The 17,864-nt window shown below is 40.3% G+C and carries 16 protein-coding genes and 1 pseudogene; 9 read left to right on the top strand and 8 right to left on the bottom strand.

Annotated elements, in window-relative coordinates:
• Positions 1-11: 11 nt before the first annotated feature.
• Both rhlB and FTU34_RS03350 read right to left on the bottom strand, forming a co-directional pair.
• Entirely contained in the window at positions 12-1,163 is a 1,152-nt protein-coding gene (gene rhlB / locus FTU34_RS03355; protein ID WP_180003018.1) for an ATP-dependent RNA helicase RhlB, read from the bottom strand.
• Between the two features lie 99 nt (positions 1,164-1,262).
• Entirely contained in the window at positions 1,263-1,475 is a 213-nt protein-coding gene (locus FTU34_RS03350) for a cold-shock protein (protein ID WP_005014923.1), read from the bottom strand.
• A gap of 415 nt (positions 1,476-1,890) precedes the next feature.
• On the opposite strand from FTU34_RS03350, the gene FTU34_RS03345 reads away from it, so the two are divergent.
• From FTU34_RS03345 to FTU34_RS03320, 6 genes are all read left to right on the top strand, one after another.
• On the top strand, positions 1,891-2,085 hold the full coding sequence (locus FTU34_RS03345) for a sulfurtransferase TusA family protein (protein WP_078189214.1): 195 nt from the start codon (positions 1,891-1,893) through the stop codon (positions 2,083-2,085).
• 142 nt (positions 2,086-2,227) lie between these two features.
• Positions 2,228-3,097 (top strand): RNA polymerase sigma factor RpoH, encoded by an 870-nt coding sequence (gene rpoH, locus FTU34_RS03340; protein ID WP_180034717.1) that lies wholly within the window; start codon positions 2,228-2,230, stop codon positions 3,095-3,097.
• Between the two features lie 169 nt (positions 3,098-3,266).
• Positions 3,267-3,632 (top strand): DUF423 domain-containing protein, encoded by a 366-nt coding sequence (locus tag FTU34_RS03335; protein WP_111885687.1) that lies wholly within the window; start codon positions 3,267-3,269, stop codon positions 3,630-3,632.
• Positions 3,633-3,689: 57 nt separating this feature from the next.
• The gene (gene thiS / locus FTU34_RS03330) at positions 3,690-3,887 is read left to right on the top strand and encodes a sulfur carrier protein ThiS (protein ID WP_111885686.1); all 198 of its coding nucleotides are present in this window, start codon (positions 3,690-3,692) and stop codon (positions 3,885-3,887) included.
• A gap of 12 nt (positions 3,888-3,899) precedes the next feature.
• Positions 3,900-4,685 (top strand): thiazole synthase, encoded by a 786-nt coding sequence (locus tag FTU34_RS03325; RefSeq protein ID WP_180034716.1) that lies wholly within the window; start codon positions 3,900-3,902, stop codon positions 4,683-4,685.
• Positions 4,686-4,866: 181 nt separating this feature from the next.
• On the top strand, positions 4,867-5,439 hold the full coding sequence (locus FTU34_RS03320) for a hypothetical protein (protein WP_180034715.1): 573 nt from the start codon (positions 4,867-4,869) through the stop codon (positions 5,437-5,439).
• 77 nt (positions 5,440-5,516) lie between these two features.
• Here the strand turns inward: FTU34_RS03320 and FTU34_RS03315 are convergent, their stop codons facing one another.
• Positions 5,517-6,128 carry a glutathione binding-like protein gene (locus tag FTU34_RS03315; protein ID WP_078188886.1) on the bottom strand — a complete coding sequence of 204 codons (612 nt, stop codon included), beginning with the start codon at positions 6,126-6,128 and terminating at the stop codon, positions 5,517-5,519.
• Positions 6,129-6,343: 215 nt separating this feature from the next.
• Here FTU34_RS03315 and FTU34_RS03310 point away from each other — a divergent pair, with 215 nt between their 5' ends.
• The 3 genes from FTU34_RS03310 (at position 6,344) to trmB (ending at position 10,900) form a co-directional block, all read left to right on the top strand.
• Entirely contained in the window at positions 6,344-7,786 is a 1,443-nt protein-coding gene (locus FTU34_RS03310) for a SulP family inorganic anion transporter (RefSeq protein WP_180034714.1), read from the top strand.
• Between the two features lie 282 nt (positions 7,787-8,068).
• Positions 8,069-10,009, top strand: a complete 1,941-nt coding sequence (locus FTU34_RS03305; protein WP_180034713.1) for an ATP-binding protein — start codon at positions 8,069-8,071, stop codon at positions 10,007-10,009.
• 174 nt (positions 10,010-10,183) lie between these two features.
• On the top strand, positions 10,184-10,900 hold the full coding sequence (trmB, locus tag FTU34_RS03300; RefSeq protein ID WP_078188891.1) for a tRNA (guanosine(46)-N7)-methyltransferase TrmB: 717 nt from the start codon (positions 10,184-10,186) through the stop codon (positions 10,898-10,900).
• A 105-nt stretch (positions 10,901-11,005) separates the two neighbouring features.
• Here trmB and FTU34_RS03295 read toward each other — a convergent pair.
• From FTU34_RS03295 to pepN, 5 genes and pseudogenes are all read right to left on the bottom strand, one after another.
• A pseudogene (locus FTU34_RS03295) lies at positions 11,006-12,611 on the bottom strand (GMC family oxidoreductase).
• Between the two features lie 225 nt (positions 12,612-12,836).
• Positions 12,837-13,520 (bottom strand): class I SAM-dependent methyltransferase, encoded by a 684-nt coding sequence (locus tag FTU34_RS03285; protein WP_180034711.1) that lies wholly within the window; start codon positions 13,518-13,520, stop codon positions 12,837-12,839.
• 62 nt (positions 13,521-13,582) lie between these two features.
• Positions 13,583-14,359, bottom strand: coding sequence for a Rossmann-like and DUF2520 domain-containing protein (locus FTU34_RS03280; protein WP_180034710.1), 777 nt, complete (start codon positions 14,357-14,359; stop codon positions 13,583-13,585).
• 225 nt (positions 14,360-14,584) lie between these two features.
• Positions 14,585-14,797: a hypothetical protein gene (locus FTU34_RS03275; protein WP_180034709.1), complete on the bottom strand. Its 213-nt coding sequence runs from the start codon at positions 14,795-14,797 to the stop codon at positions 14,585-14,587.
• A gap of 332 nt (positions 14,798-15,129) precedes the next feature.
• Positions 15,130-17,739 carry an aminopeptidase N gene (gene pepN / locus FTU34_RS03270; RefSeq protein WP_180034708.1) on the bottom strand — a complete coding sequence of 870 codons (2,610 nt, stop codon included), beginning with the start codon at positions 17,737-17,739 and terminating at the stop codon, positions 15,130-15,132.
• Positions 17,740-17,864 lie beyond the last annotated feature (125 nt).

The following is a 17,864-nucleotide window of genomic DNA, read 5'->3' as shown; positions in this document are numbered from 1 at the left end:
TAGAAGCAAAATTAGCAATAACCGTCTAAACGGGTTAAAGGTAATTTTTGACCAATGGCTTTTTCAATTTCAGGTAATGAAAAAGCATCATCTTCAGACAAGAAACTAATACTCACACCACGAGTACCCGCACGACCTGTACGACCGATACGGTGTACATAATCATCAGACTGTTCAGGAAGTGTGAAGTTCACTACATGAGAAACACCATCGACATGGATACCACGACCCGCAACGTCTGTTGCAATCATGATGTTATGTTGACCATTTTTGAACTGATCAAGCATTTTCAAACGTTTATCTTGAGCGATTTCACCTGACAACATCACCACTTTATAACCATCTTTTTTGAGGTGATCATAAAGTTTACGCACTTGATCACGACGGTTGGCAAAGATCATGACCTTTTCAATTGGTTCATCACGTAAGATGTCTTCCAATAATTTATATTTATCAGACTTCGCCACCATGTAGACACGTTGCTCTACATCTGCATTGGTTTTTTTCTCAGGTTCAATTTCAACAGTTACTGGTTCAAACAACCATTGCTGTGCCAAATTTAAAACGTCATAACTAAATGTTGCAGAGAACATCAAAGTTTGTCGTTGTTCTTTACGTGGTGAAAAGCGCACGATACGTTTCACTGAAGGAATAAAGCCCATATCTAAAAGACGGTCAGCTTCATCAATCACTAAAAATTCAATTTGATCGAGCCAAACTTCTTTTTGTTCCACAAAGTCAATTAAGCGACCTGGGGTTGCAACCATAATGTCGACAAAATTACGATTTAATAGATTTTTTTGCTTATCAAAATCTACCCCACCGAGCAAAGTCATGACATTGAGATCAGTGTATTTCACTAATTCTTTTGCATCACTTTCAATTTGCAAAGCAAGTTCGCGCGTTGGTGCAAGAATCAATGCACGCGGTTCACCACGATAACGCTGTTCCTTAATTGGATTATTCAACAAGTCATTGATCACACTGACCAAGAAAGCCGCAGTCTTACCAGTACCAGTTTGAGCACGACCAATAGCGTCATGTCCAGCCAATGTAAATTTTAAAACCTTTTGCTGAATAGGCGTCATATCCTTAAAACCTAAAGCATCAATGGCTTTTTTAAGGTTCGGATGTAAATTTAAGGTTTCAAAACCTGATGACATATAGATGTGCCCTAATTGAATAATCACAAAATTGCTGAAGCATTATAAACAAAAAACGCCCCAATTTACATTGGAGCGTTTTTGAGTACATTCAGACGATTAGTCTAAAGGTTGTACTTCTTCAGCTTGGAAGCCTTTTTGACCTTTAACAACGCTGAATTCTACGCGTTGGCCGTCACGAAGTGAACGGTGGCCTTCGCCCATAATTGCGCGGAAATGAACGAATACGTCGTCGCCGCCGTTACGTTGAATAAAGCCGAAGCCTTTAGTGTCGTTGAACCATTTAACAACGCCTTGTTCACGAGCTGTCATAAGTTAATCCTTATCGTATTTAAAAAAGAAGGACCACCCGGTGTTGCAAACAGCAGACCAAACAAGGTTAAAAAAAATATTTTTATTTCTAAGCTTGTAATCATTCTGTAAAACTATCAACAAAATCCCGGTTACATCCAAATATATCAAGAGTTAAGAGGCTTCACAGCCAACAAAAATCTTAACAACGCAACGAGCTTAACACGGGTTTACCGCAATTAATAGATTTTTTTGATCTATTTTCCTTTTGAATATTCTTATTTTTTCACATCGTTTGAGTTATAAATCACAAAGGATTTTTACCTATTTTAGGTTGGGATTTGGCACTGTATTTGCTAATATTTCCATTGAAATGTAAACATGTTGGATCTGCTTCGTGAATGACAGCCAAAATTCGCTTTTAACTGTAGATGCAATGGGTAAACCCTGCCCGATGCCACTATTGATGCTCAAAAAAGCTTTAAAGAAAAGTCCAGACCAATCTTTATTGTTAAAGTCATCCGATCCGCACAGCCAACAAGATGTATCACGATACTGTCAAATACATCAGTTAAACTGTGAAATGCGCAAAATTTCCGATTCTGAGTTTCATTACTTGATTGAATCTTAAAAAGATTCAGTTAAACTAAATTGCTTCATAATTGAATAAAAGTTTACATTTCTATACCCAATTTTCCATAATTTACGGAAATATTGGATTAAGATGAATCTTAGTTATTGGGCTTACCCATTTTAATTCTCAAGGAGAAAACATGAGTGACAGCAGCAATCAATTGATGCCCCTGTCATTATCGGCACCTGGGGTGAATCTTGGTGCTTATATTAGTACTGTTAATCAGATTCCAATTTTATCGGCCGAACAAGAAAAAGAGCTGGCCGAACGTTATTATTATGACCAAGATTTAGACGCAGCTAAAATGCTAGTGATGTCGCATCTTCGTTTTGTTGTGCATATCGCACGTAGCTATGCAGGCTACGGTTTGCCACAAGGTGACCTGATTCAAGAAGGTAACTTGGGCTTAATGAAAGCGGTAAAACGTTTTGACCCAAACATGGGCGTACGTCTTGTATCTTTTGCTGTGCATTGGATTAAAGCAGAAATTCATGAATATGTGATTCGTAACTGGCGTATTGTCAAAATTGCGACCACTAAAGCGCAGCGTAAATTATTCTTTAATTTACGTAGCTTAAAAAAGTCATCTAAAAAATTATCTTTGGCTGAAGCACAGTCGATTGCCAATGACTTAAATGTAACACCTGAACAAGTCTTGGAAATGGAAGGCCGTTTAACTGCTTATGATGCTGCCTTTGAAGCTCAAGGTGATGACGACGATGAAGGTTCGACCCATGTCGCCCCTGCCCTTTATCTCGAAGATAACCGTTACGACCCTGCGCGTTTAGCGGAAGATGAAGATTACGAAGAACAAAGCACTTCAGCTTTACATGAAGCCATGGATCAGTTGGATGACCGTTCGCGTAACATCTTACAACGTCGCTGGTTAGATGACGAAAAGTCGACGCTGCATGAATTGGCGGCAGAATATAATGTATCTGCTGAACGTATTCGTCAGTTGGAAAAAAATGCGATGGAAAAAATTAAAGTCGCAATGTCTTCAAACTAAGTTGAAGGCTTTTCCCAGTCATTCTTAAAAAGAGCATTTCGATGCTCTTTTTTATGTCTGAATAGTATTGAATGACAAGCTACAACACAAAAACTTTGGGCATTTTTGCTTTAACCCTGCGTGCTAAATATGCTATGGTTATGCGCAAATTTTGTTAAGGTGAATGCACATGTGGATTGCCATTTCCGCACTTAACTTAGCTTTTGCTGTAATGCTTGGTGCCTTTGGTGCACACGGATTAAAAGCTCGCGCGACTGAAGCCCAATTGGCTTGGTGGCAAACTGCAACGGACTATTTCTTTTATCATGCACTGGGCTTACTTGCCCTCGCGATCTTATCCAAAGTCATTCCCCAACTTCCAATAAAAGCCAGTTTCCTACTTATACAAATTGGTATTTTCTTCTTCTGTGGTTCTTTATATGTGATGGCTCTAGGTTTACCACGCAGTCTCGGTGCCATTACTCCAATTGGTGGAGCGTTGATGATTGCTGGATGGCTCATATTGGCCTGGAATGCATTTAAATACGCAAAATAATTAACCACAGATTTTGGCCTTATTCAATAGGTAAGGCAGCAAGAACGGAATCCACAAATGCAAATCTATTTAAACGGCGAAGCTACACAAACCGAATGTGTCAACCTCTTGCAATTGGTTCAACAATTACAACTGGAAGGCAAACGCTTCGCTGTTGAAAAAAATGAAATGATCATCTCGAAAAGTAAATTGGAACAAACCCCAATTGCAGAGCAAGATCATATTGAAATTATTCATGCCGTAGGTGGCGGCTAAAATGGAGCTCCCATGGAAGATACACCCCTTATCATTGGTTCACGTACATTTAATTCACGACTTTTAGTTGGTACAGGTAAGTACAAGGACTTAACGGAAACTGACCAGGCCATTCAAGCCAGTGGTGCTGAAATTGTGACCGTTGCCATTCGCCGTGTGAATATTGGTCAACATCCAGACCAGCCGAACTTGCTTTCTGTAGTTCCACCTGAGAAATATACGATTTTGCCAAATACAGCCGGTTGTTTCGATGCGAACAGCGCGGTTCGTACTTGTATGTTGGCGCGTGAACTATTAGATGGTCACAATCTGGTTAAACTTGAGGTTTTAGGCGATGAGAAAACCCTATATCCAAATATTACCGAGACTTTAAAAGCTGCACGTACATTGATTGACGATGGCTTTGAAATCATGGTTTATACCTCAGATGACCCGATTGTGGCACAAGAACTGGAAAGCATGGGCTGTGTAGCGATTATGCCTTTAGGTAGTCTCATTGGCTCAGGTTTAGGCATTCTCAACCCACATACTATTTCGATCATTAAAGACAATGCCAAAGTGCCTGTCTTGGTCGATGCGGGTGTAGGTACAGCAAGTGATGCAGCGATAGCGATGGAATTGGGCTGTGATGGCGTATTAATGAATACAGCAATTGCAGCTGCACAAAACCCTGTTCTGATGGCTTCAGCGATGAAAAAAGCAATTGAAGCAGGCCGTGAAGCATTCCTAGCAGGACGTATGCCGCGTAAACGCATGGCAAATGCCAGTTCACCTGAAACTGGATACTTCTTTAAATAAGAACTCATTCACGGTATAAAAGAGGACTCTATTGAGTCCTTTTTTTGATTTTGAAAACCTGATAATAATGAAAATATCCCATATATTTTGTACTTTGAGTCTTTGTGCCGCATCTAGTTGGCTATCAGCCCAAGTGCCCAGCACAGCCAAATCACTTGCACCGCAAGGTTGGAACATTTTGATGGCTACGACTGGCGATCTAAACAAAGATCAAATGCCAGATGTTGCGATGATCGTGGAAAAACAAAAAGTCGATGTGGCGACCTATGATGACGATGGCAAAGTCGTTAATAACCATCCACGAAAACTCATTGTGTTTTTTAAAACCGCAAAGGGATATCAACGTATCGTTGAAAACAACAGTATCCCAGTCGCTCAACAACCCAATTCATGCTTACTTGACCCACTTACTGAAGCAGAATACATCCAAATCAGTAAAGGTAATTTACTCGTTCATTTTAGTTATTTTATGGCTTGTGGTGGTTGGGAATGGCCCCGACATAGTTATACCTTCCGTTGGCAAAATCAACGCTTTGATCTGATTGGTTTTGATTACAATAGCTTTCACAGGGCTTCTGGTGAAAAAACATCGAAAAGCTATAATTTTTCGACCTTAAAACGTAAGGAAATTGTAGGCGGCAATATGTTTGAAGATGCCAAAACTCAGACCAAATGGTCAAGCTTCAAAGCACCACAACAGCTGACGCTTAAAAATATTAACTTTGATGATTTCTATACGCAGTTCGAGTACTAAGTTAAACCTGAGCAATAAAAATTTCGCAAAAAAACCGCCAATTTCGGCGGTTTTTTTATTCAATTTCAAAACACAACTTAAGGAATTAAACCTTCATCACGCATCGCAATTTGAACTGATTGACGCTCTGCAACTTTGTTGCGTAATGCAATGATATTTTTATATGGCGTTAAATCATGTCCGATGCCATTTGACCAATTTGTCAGTACAAAGAGATAAGCATCTGCTGGCCCAAAGTTGTCATCAACCAAATAGTCGTTATCCGATTCACCAATCGCTTTATCAATGTATGTCAATAAACGATCAATTTCTGCATAAGCTTTTTCTTTAGCGTCTGCATCTAGTGGTGCACCAAAGAATACGGCATAAGCATCATGTAATTCTGAGTTCAAATAGCCAAGCCATTCTAAAACTTTGGCACGACCTAAACCTGATGGCGGAATTAAGTCTTGTTTTGGATCATGCTGTGCAAGGAACGGTAAAATGGCCACATTCTCGGTCAGGATCAAACCTGGGTTAATTTCTAATGCAGGTACATAACCTTTTGGGTTGATCTCGTAATAATCTACCCCTTTTTCTGTTTTATGGTTTTTTAGGTCAACACGGACCAAATCAAAATCGACATTAATTTCATTTAAAATAATATGTGATGCTAATGAACATGCACCTGGAGAATAATAAAGCTTCATATCTGATCCTTGTTATGTACTATTCAATGTTTTAAATCTCTTCTGTCAAACTTTCAAGTGATCAAACCTGTAAATTGCAAAAAAGCGTAAATGCTGAAACATATATACTCATTGACTATTATCCATATTTAAGAAGATTTCAAGTCACTGTGTTATGCATTTTTATACTCAGTTGTTTTAACATAGCCGCGTTTAAGATTTGATGAAAAGTTACCGTGTTACAACTTAAAAAAGAACAATGGTTTTCCAATATTCGTACTGATGTACTCGCTGGCTTGGTGGTTGGACTTGCGTTGATTCCAGAATCCATCGCCTTTTCAGCTATTGCTGGGGTTGACCCTCAGGTTGGTTTGTACGCTTCGTTTTGTATTGCCGTCACCATTGCCTTTTTTGGTGGTCGTACAGCAATGATTTCAGCTGCTACGGGTGCGATGGCCTTACTTATGATCACGTTGGTCAAAGATCATGGTTTGCAATACCTTTTGGCTGCCACGGTTTTAACTGGTGTGATTCAGATCATTGCTGGCTATTTTAAAGTCGCAAAACTTATGCGCTTCGTCTCGCAGTCAGTGGTGTATGGTTTTTTAAATGCACTCGCGATTTTGATTTTTGTCGCACAGCTACCTGAAATGTCAAAGATGGATAGTTTAGGCTATGTCTTTATGCTTTTAGGGCTTGCAATTATTTATCTGTTTCCATATCTACCTAAAATTGGCAAAGCCATTCCATCACCGCTGATTTGCATTATTGTCCTCAGTGGCTTGGCATTATTTTTAGGTCCTGACCTGCGTACTGTGAGTGATTTGGGTAAGTTTCCAGAGACTTTACCTATTTTCTTGATTCCTGAAATTCCTTTTAATCTTGAAACCCTCACGATTATTTTTCCCTATTCCATTACCCTAGCAACAGTTGGCCTATTAGAAACCATGATGACCACGACAGTGATCAATGAAGTCACTGGAACTGAAGGTGATCGTCATCAGGAATGTCGTGGTCAAGGGATTGCCAATATAGTCAGTGGCTTTATGGGCGGCATGGCTGGATGTGCTATGATTGGGCAGTCGATTATTAATGTCAGCTCTGGTGCGCGAACTCGCCTCTCCACTTTGGTTGCAGGTGTATTTTTGTTGTGTTTGGTGGTGTTCTTAAAAGACTGGTTGGCGTATGTCCCAATGGCGGCCTTAGTCGCGATTATGGTCATGGTGTCATTCACTACGTTCCAATGGAATTCTGTCAAGCAATTTTCAAAGCATCCAATGTCTTTTAATGTCGTGATGATTGCTGTGGTGATCGTGGTGCTTGCAACACATAATTTAGCCCTTGGCGTAATGGTTGGCGTGCTCCTCTCTGCGTTGTTTATTATCAATCAACTGGAAAGCTCGGTAAAAGTCACATCTGAACTTAAAGACAATATTCGTAGCTACACAGTCTATGGACAAATTTTCTTTAGTAGCTCTGAGACTTTTTATCAATTTTTTGATTTTCAGGAGAGGGTTAGTCATGTGCGAATTGATCTGAGTCATGCCCATATTTGGGATATTACTTCTGTTAATATTTTGAAGAATGTCGTGCAAAAATTTGAATCAAGACAGATTCAAGTAGAGGTTTTTGGCTTAAATGAAGCAGGTAGCACTTTACTTGACCGTGTCAGTGAATAATGATTTTTGAAATGTTGACTTTAAATCCAATCAATTTTCAATAAAATGTGACCTATTGAGACCCTATGCAGGATATATATAGCAAAGGGTTTCGAAGCTATGAAGTGTAATGACATTACATAAAATACTAAGCCTATAAAAAAGAGAAAAATTCACCATTCATTCGATTTAACTGTATAATTCATCTCATAAAATTATAACTATCAAAAATAAAATAAAGATTTGATGTGACTTTCTATTTATTTTTTTAAATTGTGGATACACAAAATTGGGGGAATTTTGATGGTATGGTTTTGGTCACGACACTGCATTCAAGCAAATCGGCTGCTGATCTTAGCGAGTCTATTTTGCCTGCTATGTTGTATTGCTATACCCACTTTTGCCAATTCCACCCCTCAGATCTCAAGCAGTCATTGTCCTGTTGAAATTACCCATATTGCCACAGCTAAAAGCGCTGTCGAGCAAGAGCGCCCACGTACAGGTTGGCAAAATCTGCAAAAGCTTCCAGACACATGGAATAAACGTTGGCCGGACTATCATGGTATCGCTTGGTACAAAATCCAATTTAAGTTGAACTGTAATTTCCATCAGTTAAATCAACCCATCGCTATCGCCATACAAGGCATCACCCAAAGTGGACGGGTTTACATCAACGATGCCCTACTTTGGCAAGACTATATTTCAGCAGAGCATTTCTCACGAAGCCAACACCAACCTAGACTATTGAACTTGCCTAGCTCGAGTTTAAAGCAAGGTGTAAATACCATTTGGGTACAAGTGTATGGTTCGGTGACCCAAAAATCAGGACTCAGTTCAGTTCAAATTGGGGAATACCCGCAGGTCTATGACACCTTTAAAATTTGGTTACTCGAACAACGACAATTAGTCGAACTCAATACGATGATTAATTTCGTCGTGGCTGTGTTCTTTTTTTTAGCATGGCTCGCCAATCGTAATGAAAGAGCTTACTTATGGTTAACCATCACTGGTATGTGTTGGGTGTTTTATAGCCTGTGTATTATTTTTAATGGGCCAATTGCATTTCTAACCACCGTACAGATCGACCGTATGCAAAATATCATTTTCTGCTTTTATACGGTTTTTGGCTGTATTGGTGCATGGTATTTTGCAAACCACCCATTTCCAAAAATTCAGAAACTATTATTAAGTCTTGCCACCATCGCCGCTCTCAGTATAGGTTTTGCGCCAGAGGCTTATTTAATGACCGTCATCCAAATTTGTTTCAGCTTCTTTGTTTTGGTCTTTGTGGCCAAATGTATTAGCTACCCGTACTTGGCGTATAAAGCCAAAATGGCTGAAACCTATTTGCTTGCAACGCTTTATCTGATTTATTTACCGATTGCGGTACATGATGCGCACTTTATGATGACCATGGAAGGTCATGCGCTCTCGCCCTATACCGGGCCAGTGACCACCCTCATCTTGGGCGGCGTACTGGCTTTGCGTTTAGCTCGACACACCCGTCAAATTGAACGTTTTAATAAGACCTTAACTGAAAATGTACAACGAGCTGAACTGAAACTGGCTACGTCACTTGGTCAACAACATCAACTCGCGCTTGAAAATGCACGACTTCAAGAACGAATTCATTTATCTCATGACTTACATGATGGTTTAGGCGGATCAATTGTTCGTTCAATTTTACTGTTAGAACAAAATGACAAAATTGAAAAACCACAAATCATGTCGATGCTTAAACTGTTCCGAAATGATTTAAGACAAGTCATCGATTCAGGTTCGAGTATAGGAACGAAAGTTCCAGACACCCCGATCGAATGGGCGGCACCGATTCGCCATCGCTTTGTACAGCTCTTTGAAGAATTAGACATGAGCTCGAGCTGGAAAATTGCTGCCGAATGGATTCACTCACCTTCTGCGACCCAATGTCTCAATTTGACTCGTGTCGCAGAAGAAACCCTGACCAACATTTTAAAGCATAGTCGGGCTAGCAAAGTTCAAGTCAGTTTGTTCGAAACAGAGACTCAACTGATATTACGTATTGAAGATAATGGTATCGGCTTCGACCCTAATGATGTTGAACAAGGGCTGCATGTCGGCCTACATAGTATGCAAACACGAATCCATCGTATCGGTGGTGAATTTAAAATACAGTCACAGCCGGGTTGTACCGTTCTTGAGGCCATTTTACCGTTTAAGCTTGATGATGCTGACAGTGAAGATCTTGATGAAAAAACAGCCTAGATTAATGTTAATTCATGACTTTTGAGCTGAGCATTTGACTGTACATGGCAAATGCTCAGCACGGCTCCAATCGGTAAGATTGAGCAAAAAGCGGATTTATTCACGGTAAAAATTTGACTTGTGTATCTCAGGACTTAAAATACGGCATTCGAATTTTTTACATTTGCCAAAGTTATGTCGAACGATCAATTAGACCAGCACGCAGTAGATCTGGATAACCTGAACGAACACCGTGAAATCGTGACGTTTATGCGCCGCTCTGCGCCACTTAATACTTCGCAACGTACTGCGCTGGAACAATATGGTCATCTAATTTTGGAATATCCTGTTGGGGATTTGCGTCAGCATTTTGAACACCCTGAACGCCCATTAACTGTTGAGATCGGTTTTGGTATGGGGCGTTCTTTGGTACTGATGGCAAAAGCAAACCCTGAACGTAACTTTGTCGGTATTGAAGTACATGTTCCGGGTATCGCTCAATGTGTGTATGAAGCAGGTCTTGCAGGTTTAACTAACCTTCGAGTATTGGATGCTGATGCCATCCAAGTGCTACGTGAAATGCCAGACAACAGTATTAACACTGTGCAATTATACTTCCCAGATCCATGGCAGAAGAAACGTCATTTCAAACGTCGTTTTGTATCTCATGACCGTATGCCATTGGTTGAAGAAAAATTAGAAATCGGCGGCACATTCCACTCAGCGACTGACTGGGAACCGTATGCGGAATGGATGATTGAAGTTCTTGAAGAACGTCCACGTCTTGAAAACCTTGCAGGTAAAGGCAATAGCTACCCTCGTCCAGACTGGCGTCCACAAACTAAGTTTGAACGTCGCGGAATTGAAGCAGGCCATAAAATTAATGACTTCATCTTCAAAAAAGTAAACTAATTTTTGAATGAAGCAAAAAACCACCTCTAGCGGTGGTTTTTTTATTGCTGTTTTTGATCTGAGATTTCTCTGTGTTGTATCAAATAACATAAAAACGAATAACCACTAGGCTACTTGCGCTTGGAGCTGACTTTGTCGAATCATATCCACGGCTTTTTCAGCAATCATCACTGTTGGTGCGTTGGTATTGCCATTCACCACAGAAGGCATGATAGAGGCATCGACGACACGGAGGTTTTGAATGCCGTAGACTTTCAATTCAGGGTCAACTACAGACATCTCATCTATGCCCATTTTACAACTACCGACAAGGTGATAAACCGTATCCACACGCTGACGCAAGATTGCACGCATGTCATCATCCGTTTTGACCAGTGAGGTAAATAAATCTTGTTGATAATGACTCGATAAAGACGGCGACATCATCAATTGCTGCGTCAACTTAAAGCCTTGTACCAAATCTTCTAAATCCTGTTCATCCCCTAAAAAGTTTGGATCAATCAATAATGGATCATTTACACTAGAACCACTTAGTTTGATCGTGCCGCGGCTTCTTGGATTGAGCAGACACACATGACACGACAAACCATGACTTGCATGAAATTTCCGTGCATGGTCATCTACTAACGCGACGACAAAGTGTAATTGTAAATTTGGAATGGCTAAATCGGGTGAAGACTTTAGAAAACCGCCACATTCTGCAAAATTTGAAGCAATCATACCCCTTCGTTCCTTACGATAGCGACTGAACTGCTTGAACATATCAATTGAGCCGGGTAAAGACATGCCAAATGTGCCTTGGTATTCTTTGACTTTATAACCAAAAATGAAATCGGGATGGTCGTGGAAGTTCTTTCCTACACCCGGTAAATGGTGTTTCACTTCAATGCCATGCGCTTGGAGTTCGCTCTGGTCGCCTACTCCAGACAACATTAAAATCTGCGGTGACTGCATCGCTCCGGCACTGAGTAAAACCTCCCGTCTGGCTTTTAGGTGTTTCATTTGCCCTGCATGTTGTACTTCTACGCCAGTCGCAACTTGATGTTCTATGGTAATTTTATGCGTTGTTGCTTTGGTCAATACCGTTAAATTTGGCCGATCTAAATGTGGAAATAAGTACGCACGCGCTACACTACAACGCTCTCCATTGATATGCGTTACCTGATAAACCCCTAAGCCTTCTTGTTCTGCGCCATTAAAATCATCGAGAACTTTATGGCCTTGTGCACGAGCCGCTTCGGTATAGCGTTGATGGAAAATATTGTCACTTTGTACATCTGTAACAGATAGAGGGCCGTCATTACCGTGGAATTCATTCTGTATTCGGTTGTTATTTTCTGAGCGAATAAAATATGGCAAGACCTCGTCGTATGACCAGCCAGTATTGCCCTGTGCCGCCCATTGATCATAGTCATTTTTATGTCCACGAATATAAATCATGGCATTAATACTCGATGAACCACCAAGGCATTTTCCACGTGGTTGATAGCCTTTACGACCATTCAAGCCAGCTTGAGGCACAGTTTCAAAGGCCCAATTATTGATCTTGGTCGGCAAGCTCACCACGCACGCAGCTGGAATATTGACCGTCCACTGATCACCTTGTCCACCTGCTTCTAGCAAGCACACAGATATTCGGATCTTCACTGAGCCGTGCAGCCAGTACGCATCCCGAACTTCCGCCACCAATCACAATGTAATCAAATTCCATTTTTTGACATTATTTTCATCCAATTGATTCTTTTTATAAATGCACAATAAGGGATTTAACCCTGACTGAAAAGTTTCTTTTTTAAAATAGTAAGCGTGCTACTGTGCAAGAAAAAATGAGACTATTGATCAAAATTTTGATGCAAGTTTCACTCATGCAAGGTAGCAAAAATATCGGTGAAAATGATCGATAAACTTAATACACTCAAACTTGGTCTTTATTCTTTTACTCCATAGCCGTTTTAAATGCACTGTAAGCTGCATAGCTAAAGATTTGACTGAAACAATAAATTTGATCAAAGCCTATTTCCGTCAGTAAGCTTTGATAGTGCTGCTGGCTAATCAGTTCAAAATCATCTTCTAAACGCTGCATCATTTTTGTCGCTTGCGCAGCAGATAAACCTTGCATTTGGCAAAATTCAGGCAGGACACACTGCTCAAAATTCGAATGAGTTTGCATCAAGTCAAAACTTAAAAAAATGCCATGCGGTTTAAGTAATTCAAAAGCTTTAGTTAAAAATTCATTTTTTTCGGACAATGGAATGAAATGCGTCACCAAGATACTCAGGACCGCATCAAAACAACTTACTTCCTCAAAAGCAGTATGACTGCCCAAAACAAAATTGACGCGATGCAACTGTCCAGCGGCTTCAACGCGTTGCCGTGTTTGATTCAGCATATTTTCAGACAATTCTGTAACGGTAAATGACCATGTTGGATTCAAGGCCATGAGATAACCCAATTCATAGCCCGTCCCACATCCAATGATCAGTACATGGGCATCTTCAGCGACATGGCAATTCAACACCGCCTGAATCTGTTGATGGACAAGTTCATAGCCGGGAATTAATTTTCGTATATGTGCATCATAACTTTCGACCACTTGCGGACTATTAAAATCTTTTGCCATGTAACATCCTGTTTGACATGTATGTCTAAGCTAATAAATATTCATTGTTCTATATGGATTATTTATTTCTGATGATGCCCAAGAATCTGCTGACTCAACATTTCATAGACCGCTTTCAGATCGACTTGATCAGCTTGCTCAAGCATATTGGCATGCATCTGCATGATATTTTGATCCCCACGCATTGCAGGGCCTGTTTGCATGTTACGTGGTTCAGCCTGAGTAGCTTTATTGGCTGTCTCTAAAATCAAAGGATAAAGCAAACTAAAATCGACATTTTTTGCATCGACAATCTGCTTTGCCATGTCATAACAATAATTACTAAAATTACAGGCAAACACCGCAGCAAGATGCAGACTCAAACGCTGTGCCGAATCATATTGATAAACCCTTTGGCTTATGCTGTTTGCTAAATCTGTAAGTGTCCTCAAATCTGTAGAATCCGCCGCTTCTACAAAGATCGGTGTCGACGTCCAGTCCACATCTCGGTCTAAACTAAAGGTTTGTAAAGGATAAAACACACCTGCTCGCGAATGCTGTTGGGTCAGTACCGTGATATTGGTGCTACCAGACGTATGCACAATCAAAACCTGTGGCACATAGGCTGTAACTTGCTGAATAATGGTTGCAATCGACTGGTCGCTCACCGCAATGATCAAAAGATCAATCTCAGCATTCAACTTAGCTGGGTTATGAATGGCTTCTGCACCTACTCTGGCTGCAAGTTTTTCTGCATTATCAAGATTTCGCGCATAAACTTGCACAATGTGATGTTGTGGATGAAGCACATTGAGCAAATGATTTGCAACACGACCTGCACCCACAATACTGATTCGCATATAGTTTTAACTCATTTTGGATGGCTACAGCATGTCAGGAAAATATCCGACGTGCAAATCGAGTCGTATCGATAGAATGATTTATTTTCAATTCTTTACATCAGTTTCGCTCAGATAAGACAAAAAAGGGATGCGCTTCATCCCTTTTGCTAGACGTCAATCTGAGTCTGATTCGTATCTTGCCCATTTCAATCTAGACAATATCCACGATATACACTTTAGCTTTTACGATTTACCAATGATTTGATTCAGAGTCTGTAGGTATTGTTCTGCATCGCAGCGCGCATTGAATTTCTTTTCAAATACACCTGTGTTTTGCACACTATTGGGCGTGTATTCTACCGACACAACAAAGGTATCAAGCAAATCTCTATTAATCCGAATTGCAATAATATGATGTGAGTTTAAATAAAAACCTTCATCAACCTTAACTAACATGACCCGCCTCAAAAATCCCACATAATAAAATAGATAAAAAATCTAAACATTCATAAACTTGGATGCATTACCGCATACAGTCATTCATGTGTTAGACCTATTTTATTGTAACGCCATTATGTGATTTATATTGCAATTATTATGTAATTTAAATAAATTCTCAGAGAAAATTTTTGAGTTTCAGCCATCTAAACATGATTGATTTTCAATTCTAACTAAAGATTGGATAAAAAGACTGGATATAAAAAAAGCCTGCTGCCATAGCCATGGCAACAGGCTCATTTCAGTACGACTGATTTAAATCAAATCAATCGTACAGAGAGGTTGAATGATTAAACACTTAACATGCTATTTAAGGTTTCTGATACATTCTTCGATTTCACGACAGGTTTAAGCGCTTCAAGTTCGGCTTTGACTTCACTACGCTGCGGCTCTGCCAACGTGTACCAACGGGACAAAATTTGCAGTAACCGTGAACCGACAATTGGATTTTTCTCATCGAGGAATTTTGCTAATTCAACAATATGCTGCACACCAAAGCTCCAAGTGTTGACAGGATTGCTATTTAAGCCACCAGTAACCGCACGAATACGGTTCGGCACTTTCAAGTCATAATCAGGATGAGCAGTCAGTGCCTTAATGGTTTCCGCAGTTGCTTTCGGATGTGCCGCTTGCAACATAAACCATTGGTCCATCGACAAAGCTTCATTTTTAAAGCGTGTATAGAAGGTTTCTAAAGCTTGCTGTGCTTGTGGTGCATCATTCCAAACCAATACTTTTAAAGCACCAAGACGTTCAGACATATTGCCTGTTGAGCTGAATTGTTCATAAGCCAATTCAAATACAGAAGCATCACCTTGACGTGCCATCATACTCAACATGATGTTTTTCAATGCACGAACACCCATAGCTTGTGAAAACTCTTTCTGCGCATCTGGGTCTAAAGTTGCATAAGTCTCTTTAAAGAATGAACCTAGCTCACGTGCCACACGACTTAACAGTGCTTCACGCTGTTCTTGCACTTGGGCAGGACTGTAGTCGGCATCAATACGGCTACCTAAATAACCCTCTGTCGGTACATCGAATAAACGTGAAGCAAGTAGTGGATCACGCTCAACCAATGCTGGTAATGTATTTTGAATAGCTTGAACATAGATGTCGGCATCATGGCCATTTAACAAAATACGTTCTAACAAGGTTTGGCTGGCTTGCCATTGGTTAAAACCATTCGGCTCGTACTGCATTAGGAAAGCAAGCTCTTCATCTGAATAGTTAAATTCAAGATTAACAGGTGAAGAGAAATTACGCAGTAAAGACACAACAGGCTGGGTTTTTACACCGCTAAATGTAATGGTTGCAGTATCGGTATCAAATAAATACACGCCATCTTTGATGCCATTTTCAACCAATGCATCTGAGCTGAGAACTAACTGTTCACCACTCGTCGCATCAAACAATGCCAAAGCCACAGGAATAGGCACAGCTTTTAAATTTGGATATTTCGGATGCGCTTTTAAGCTTTGTTTCAAGCTTAAAGTATAGGTTTGATTTGCAGCATCGTACTCACCTTTTGCTTCAAGTTTTGGTGTACCCGGTTGGTTATACCAAATCAAGAAACTCGACAAATCTACACCAGAACCCGCTGTTAGTGCTGCTACCCAATCTTCAACAGTCACGGCTTGACCATCATGGCGTTTGAAATATTCGTCTGTACCTGCACGGAATTTTTCTTTGCCCAAGAGTGTCGCCATCATGCGGTTAATTTCCGCACCTTTTTCGTACACTGTTGCGGTATAGAAGTTATTAATTTCAACAAAATGATCTGGACGCGGTGGATGTGAAAGCGGGCCTGAATCTTCTGGGAACTGATGTGCTTTTAACACAGCAACATCATCGATTCGTTGTACCGCAGCAGATTGTAAATCTTCTGAGAACGACTGATCACGGAATACCGTCAAACCTTCTTTTAAGCATAGTTGGAACCAATCACGACAGGTAATACGGTTACCTGTCCAGTTATGGAAGTATTCATGTGCAATCACAGACTGAACGCGCATGATCGCAGCATCAGTGGTGTATTCTTCATCAGCAAGCACACAAGAGGTGTTGAAAATATTCAAACCTTTGTTTTCCATTGCACCCATGTTAAATGCACTGGTTGCCACGATCATATAATTGTCTAAATCATAAGGACGACCATAATGTTCTTCGTCCCAACGCATCGAATGTTTTAAAGCTTCCATGGCAATATGACATTTTGGAATGTCTTTTTCTTCTGCATAGATTTCTAAAGCAACATTACGACCTTCAGACGTCACATAAGTGTCTTTAAGTACTGCCAAATCACCAATCACACAAGCAAATAGATACGATGGTTTTTTGGTTGGATCTTGCCAAACGGTATAATGACGACCTTCACCGGTTTCACCCGCTTCAATCAAATTACCATTGGCAAGTAATACAGGAAATTTTTTATCCGCTTCAACACGTGTGGTAAATACCGATAGCACATCAGGACGGTCAGGATAATAGGTAATTTTACGGAAGCCTTCAGGCTCGTTTTGGGTAACGAATAAATCGCCTGCCGCTTGGTACAAGCCTTCGAGTTGAGTATTGCTTTCAGGATGAATCACGACTTCGGTTTCAATGATAGCTTGGTCAGGTGCATTTGAAATCACCAGTTGTTCTGCATCTACAACATAGGCATCTGCTGGCAAAACTTGACCATTTAAGCGAATTGATTTGAGTTCCAAATCACGACCCAATAACACCAAATCCCCTGCCGTTTGACGCTGCATCACTAATTTTGCATTTACATTGGTATGCTCATCAAAGACTTGAATATCTAGATCGATACTATCTACGACAAATGATGGTTTTTGATAATCTTTTAAATAAACAGTTTGGTCTGCTTCGACCACTGAATTTGCCGCAATATTCATATCTCGTCCTATTCCTTAGTTATTGCTTCATCAGCTTTTTGAACACATTGTGAATGACTTGATCATACGACAAGATGCATAAGCTGTCTTCGCATTTACAATGATTTATATATGGGCTCAGCGCA

Origin of the sequence: Acinetobacter sp. YH12094 (assembly GCF_013419295.1) — a bacterium.
Lineage (GTDB): Bacteria > Pseudomonadota > Gammaproteobacteria > Pseudomonadales > Moraxellaceae > Acinetobacter > Acinetobacter amyesii.
Note: the sequence above shows the minus strand (reverse complement) of the source record. Positions and strands in the feature narration are given on the sequence as shown.

What these genes read in the sequence shown, in the direction of transcription:
- rhlB (WP_180003018.1), bottom strand. Translation starts at nt 1,163, where the DNA reads ATGTCATCAGGTTTTGAAACCTTAAATTTACATCCGAACCTTAAAAAA.
- FTU34_RS03350 (WP_005014923.1), bottom strand. Translation starts at nt 1,475, where the DNA reads ATGACAGCTCGTGAACAAGGCGTTGTTAAATGGTTCAACGACACTAAA.
- FTU34_RS03345 (WP_078189214.1), top strand. Translation starts at nt 1,891, where the DNA reads ATGGGTAAACCCTGCCCGATGCCACTATTGATGCTCAAAAAAGCTTTA.
- rpoH (WP_180034717.1), top strand. Translation starts at nt 2,228, where the DNA reads ATGAGTGACAGCAGCAATCAATTGATGCCCCTGTCATTATCGGCACCT.
- FTU34_RS03335 (WP_111885687.1), top strand. Translation starts at nt 3,267, where the DNA reads ATGTGGATTGCCATTTCCGCACTTAACTTAGCTTTTGCTGTAATGCTT.
- thiS (WP_111885686.1), top strand. Translation starts at nt 3,690, where the DNA reads ATGCAAATCTATTTAAACGGCGAAGCTACACAAACCGAATGTGTCAAC.
- FTU34_RS03325 (WP_180034716.1), top strand. Translation starts at nt 3,900, where the DNA reads ATGGAAGATACACCCCTTATCATTGGTTCACGTACATTTAATTCACGA.
- FTU34_RS03320 (WP_180034715.1), top strand. Translation starts at nt 4,867, where the DNA reads ATGGCTACGACTGGCGATCTAAACAAAGATCAAATGCCAGATGTTGCG.
- FTU34_RS03315 (WP_078188886.1), bottom strand. Translation starts at nt 6,128, where the DNA reads ATGAAGCTTTATTATTCTCCAGGTGCATGTTCATTAGCATCACATATT.
- FTU34_RS03305 (WP_180034713.1), top strand. Translation starts at nt 8,069, where the DNA reads ATGGTATGGTTTTGGTCACGACACTGCATTCAAGCAAATCGGCTGCTG.
- trmB (WP_078188891.1), top strand. Translation starts at nt 10,184, where the DNA reads ATGTCGAACGATCAATTAGACCAGCACGCAGTAGATCTGGATAACCTG.
- FTU34_RS03285 (WP_180034711.1), bottom strand. Translation starts at nt 13,520, where the DNA reads ATGGCAAAAGATTTTAATAGTCCGCAAGTGGTCGAAAGTTATGATGCA.
- FTU34_RS03280 (WP_180034710.1), bottom strand. Translation starts at nt 14,359, where the DNA reads ATGCGAATCAGTATTGTGGGTGCAGGTCGTGTTGCAAATCATTTGCTC.
- FTU34_RS03275 (WP_180034709.1), bottom strand. Translation starts at nt 14,797, where the DNA reads ATGTTAGTTAAGGTTGATGAAGGTTTTTATTTAAACTCACATCATATT.
- pepN (WP_180034708.1), bottom strand. Translation starts at nt 17,739, where the DNA reads ATGAATATTGCGGCAAATTCAGTGGTCGAAGCAGACCAAACTGTTTAT.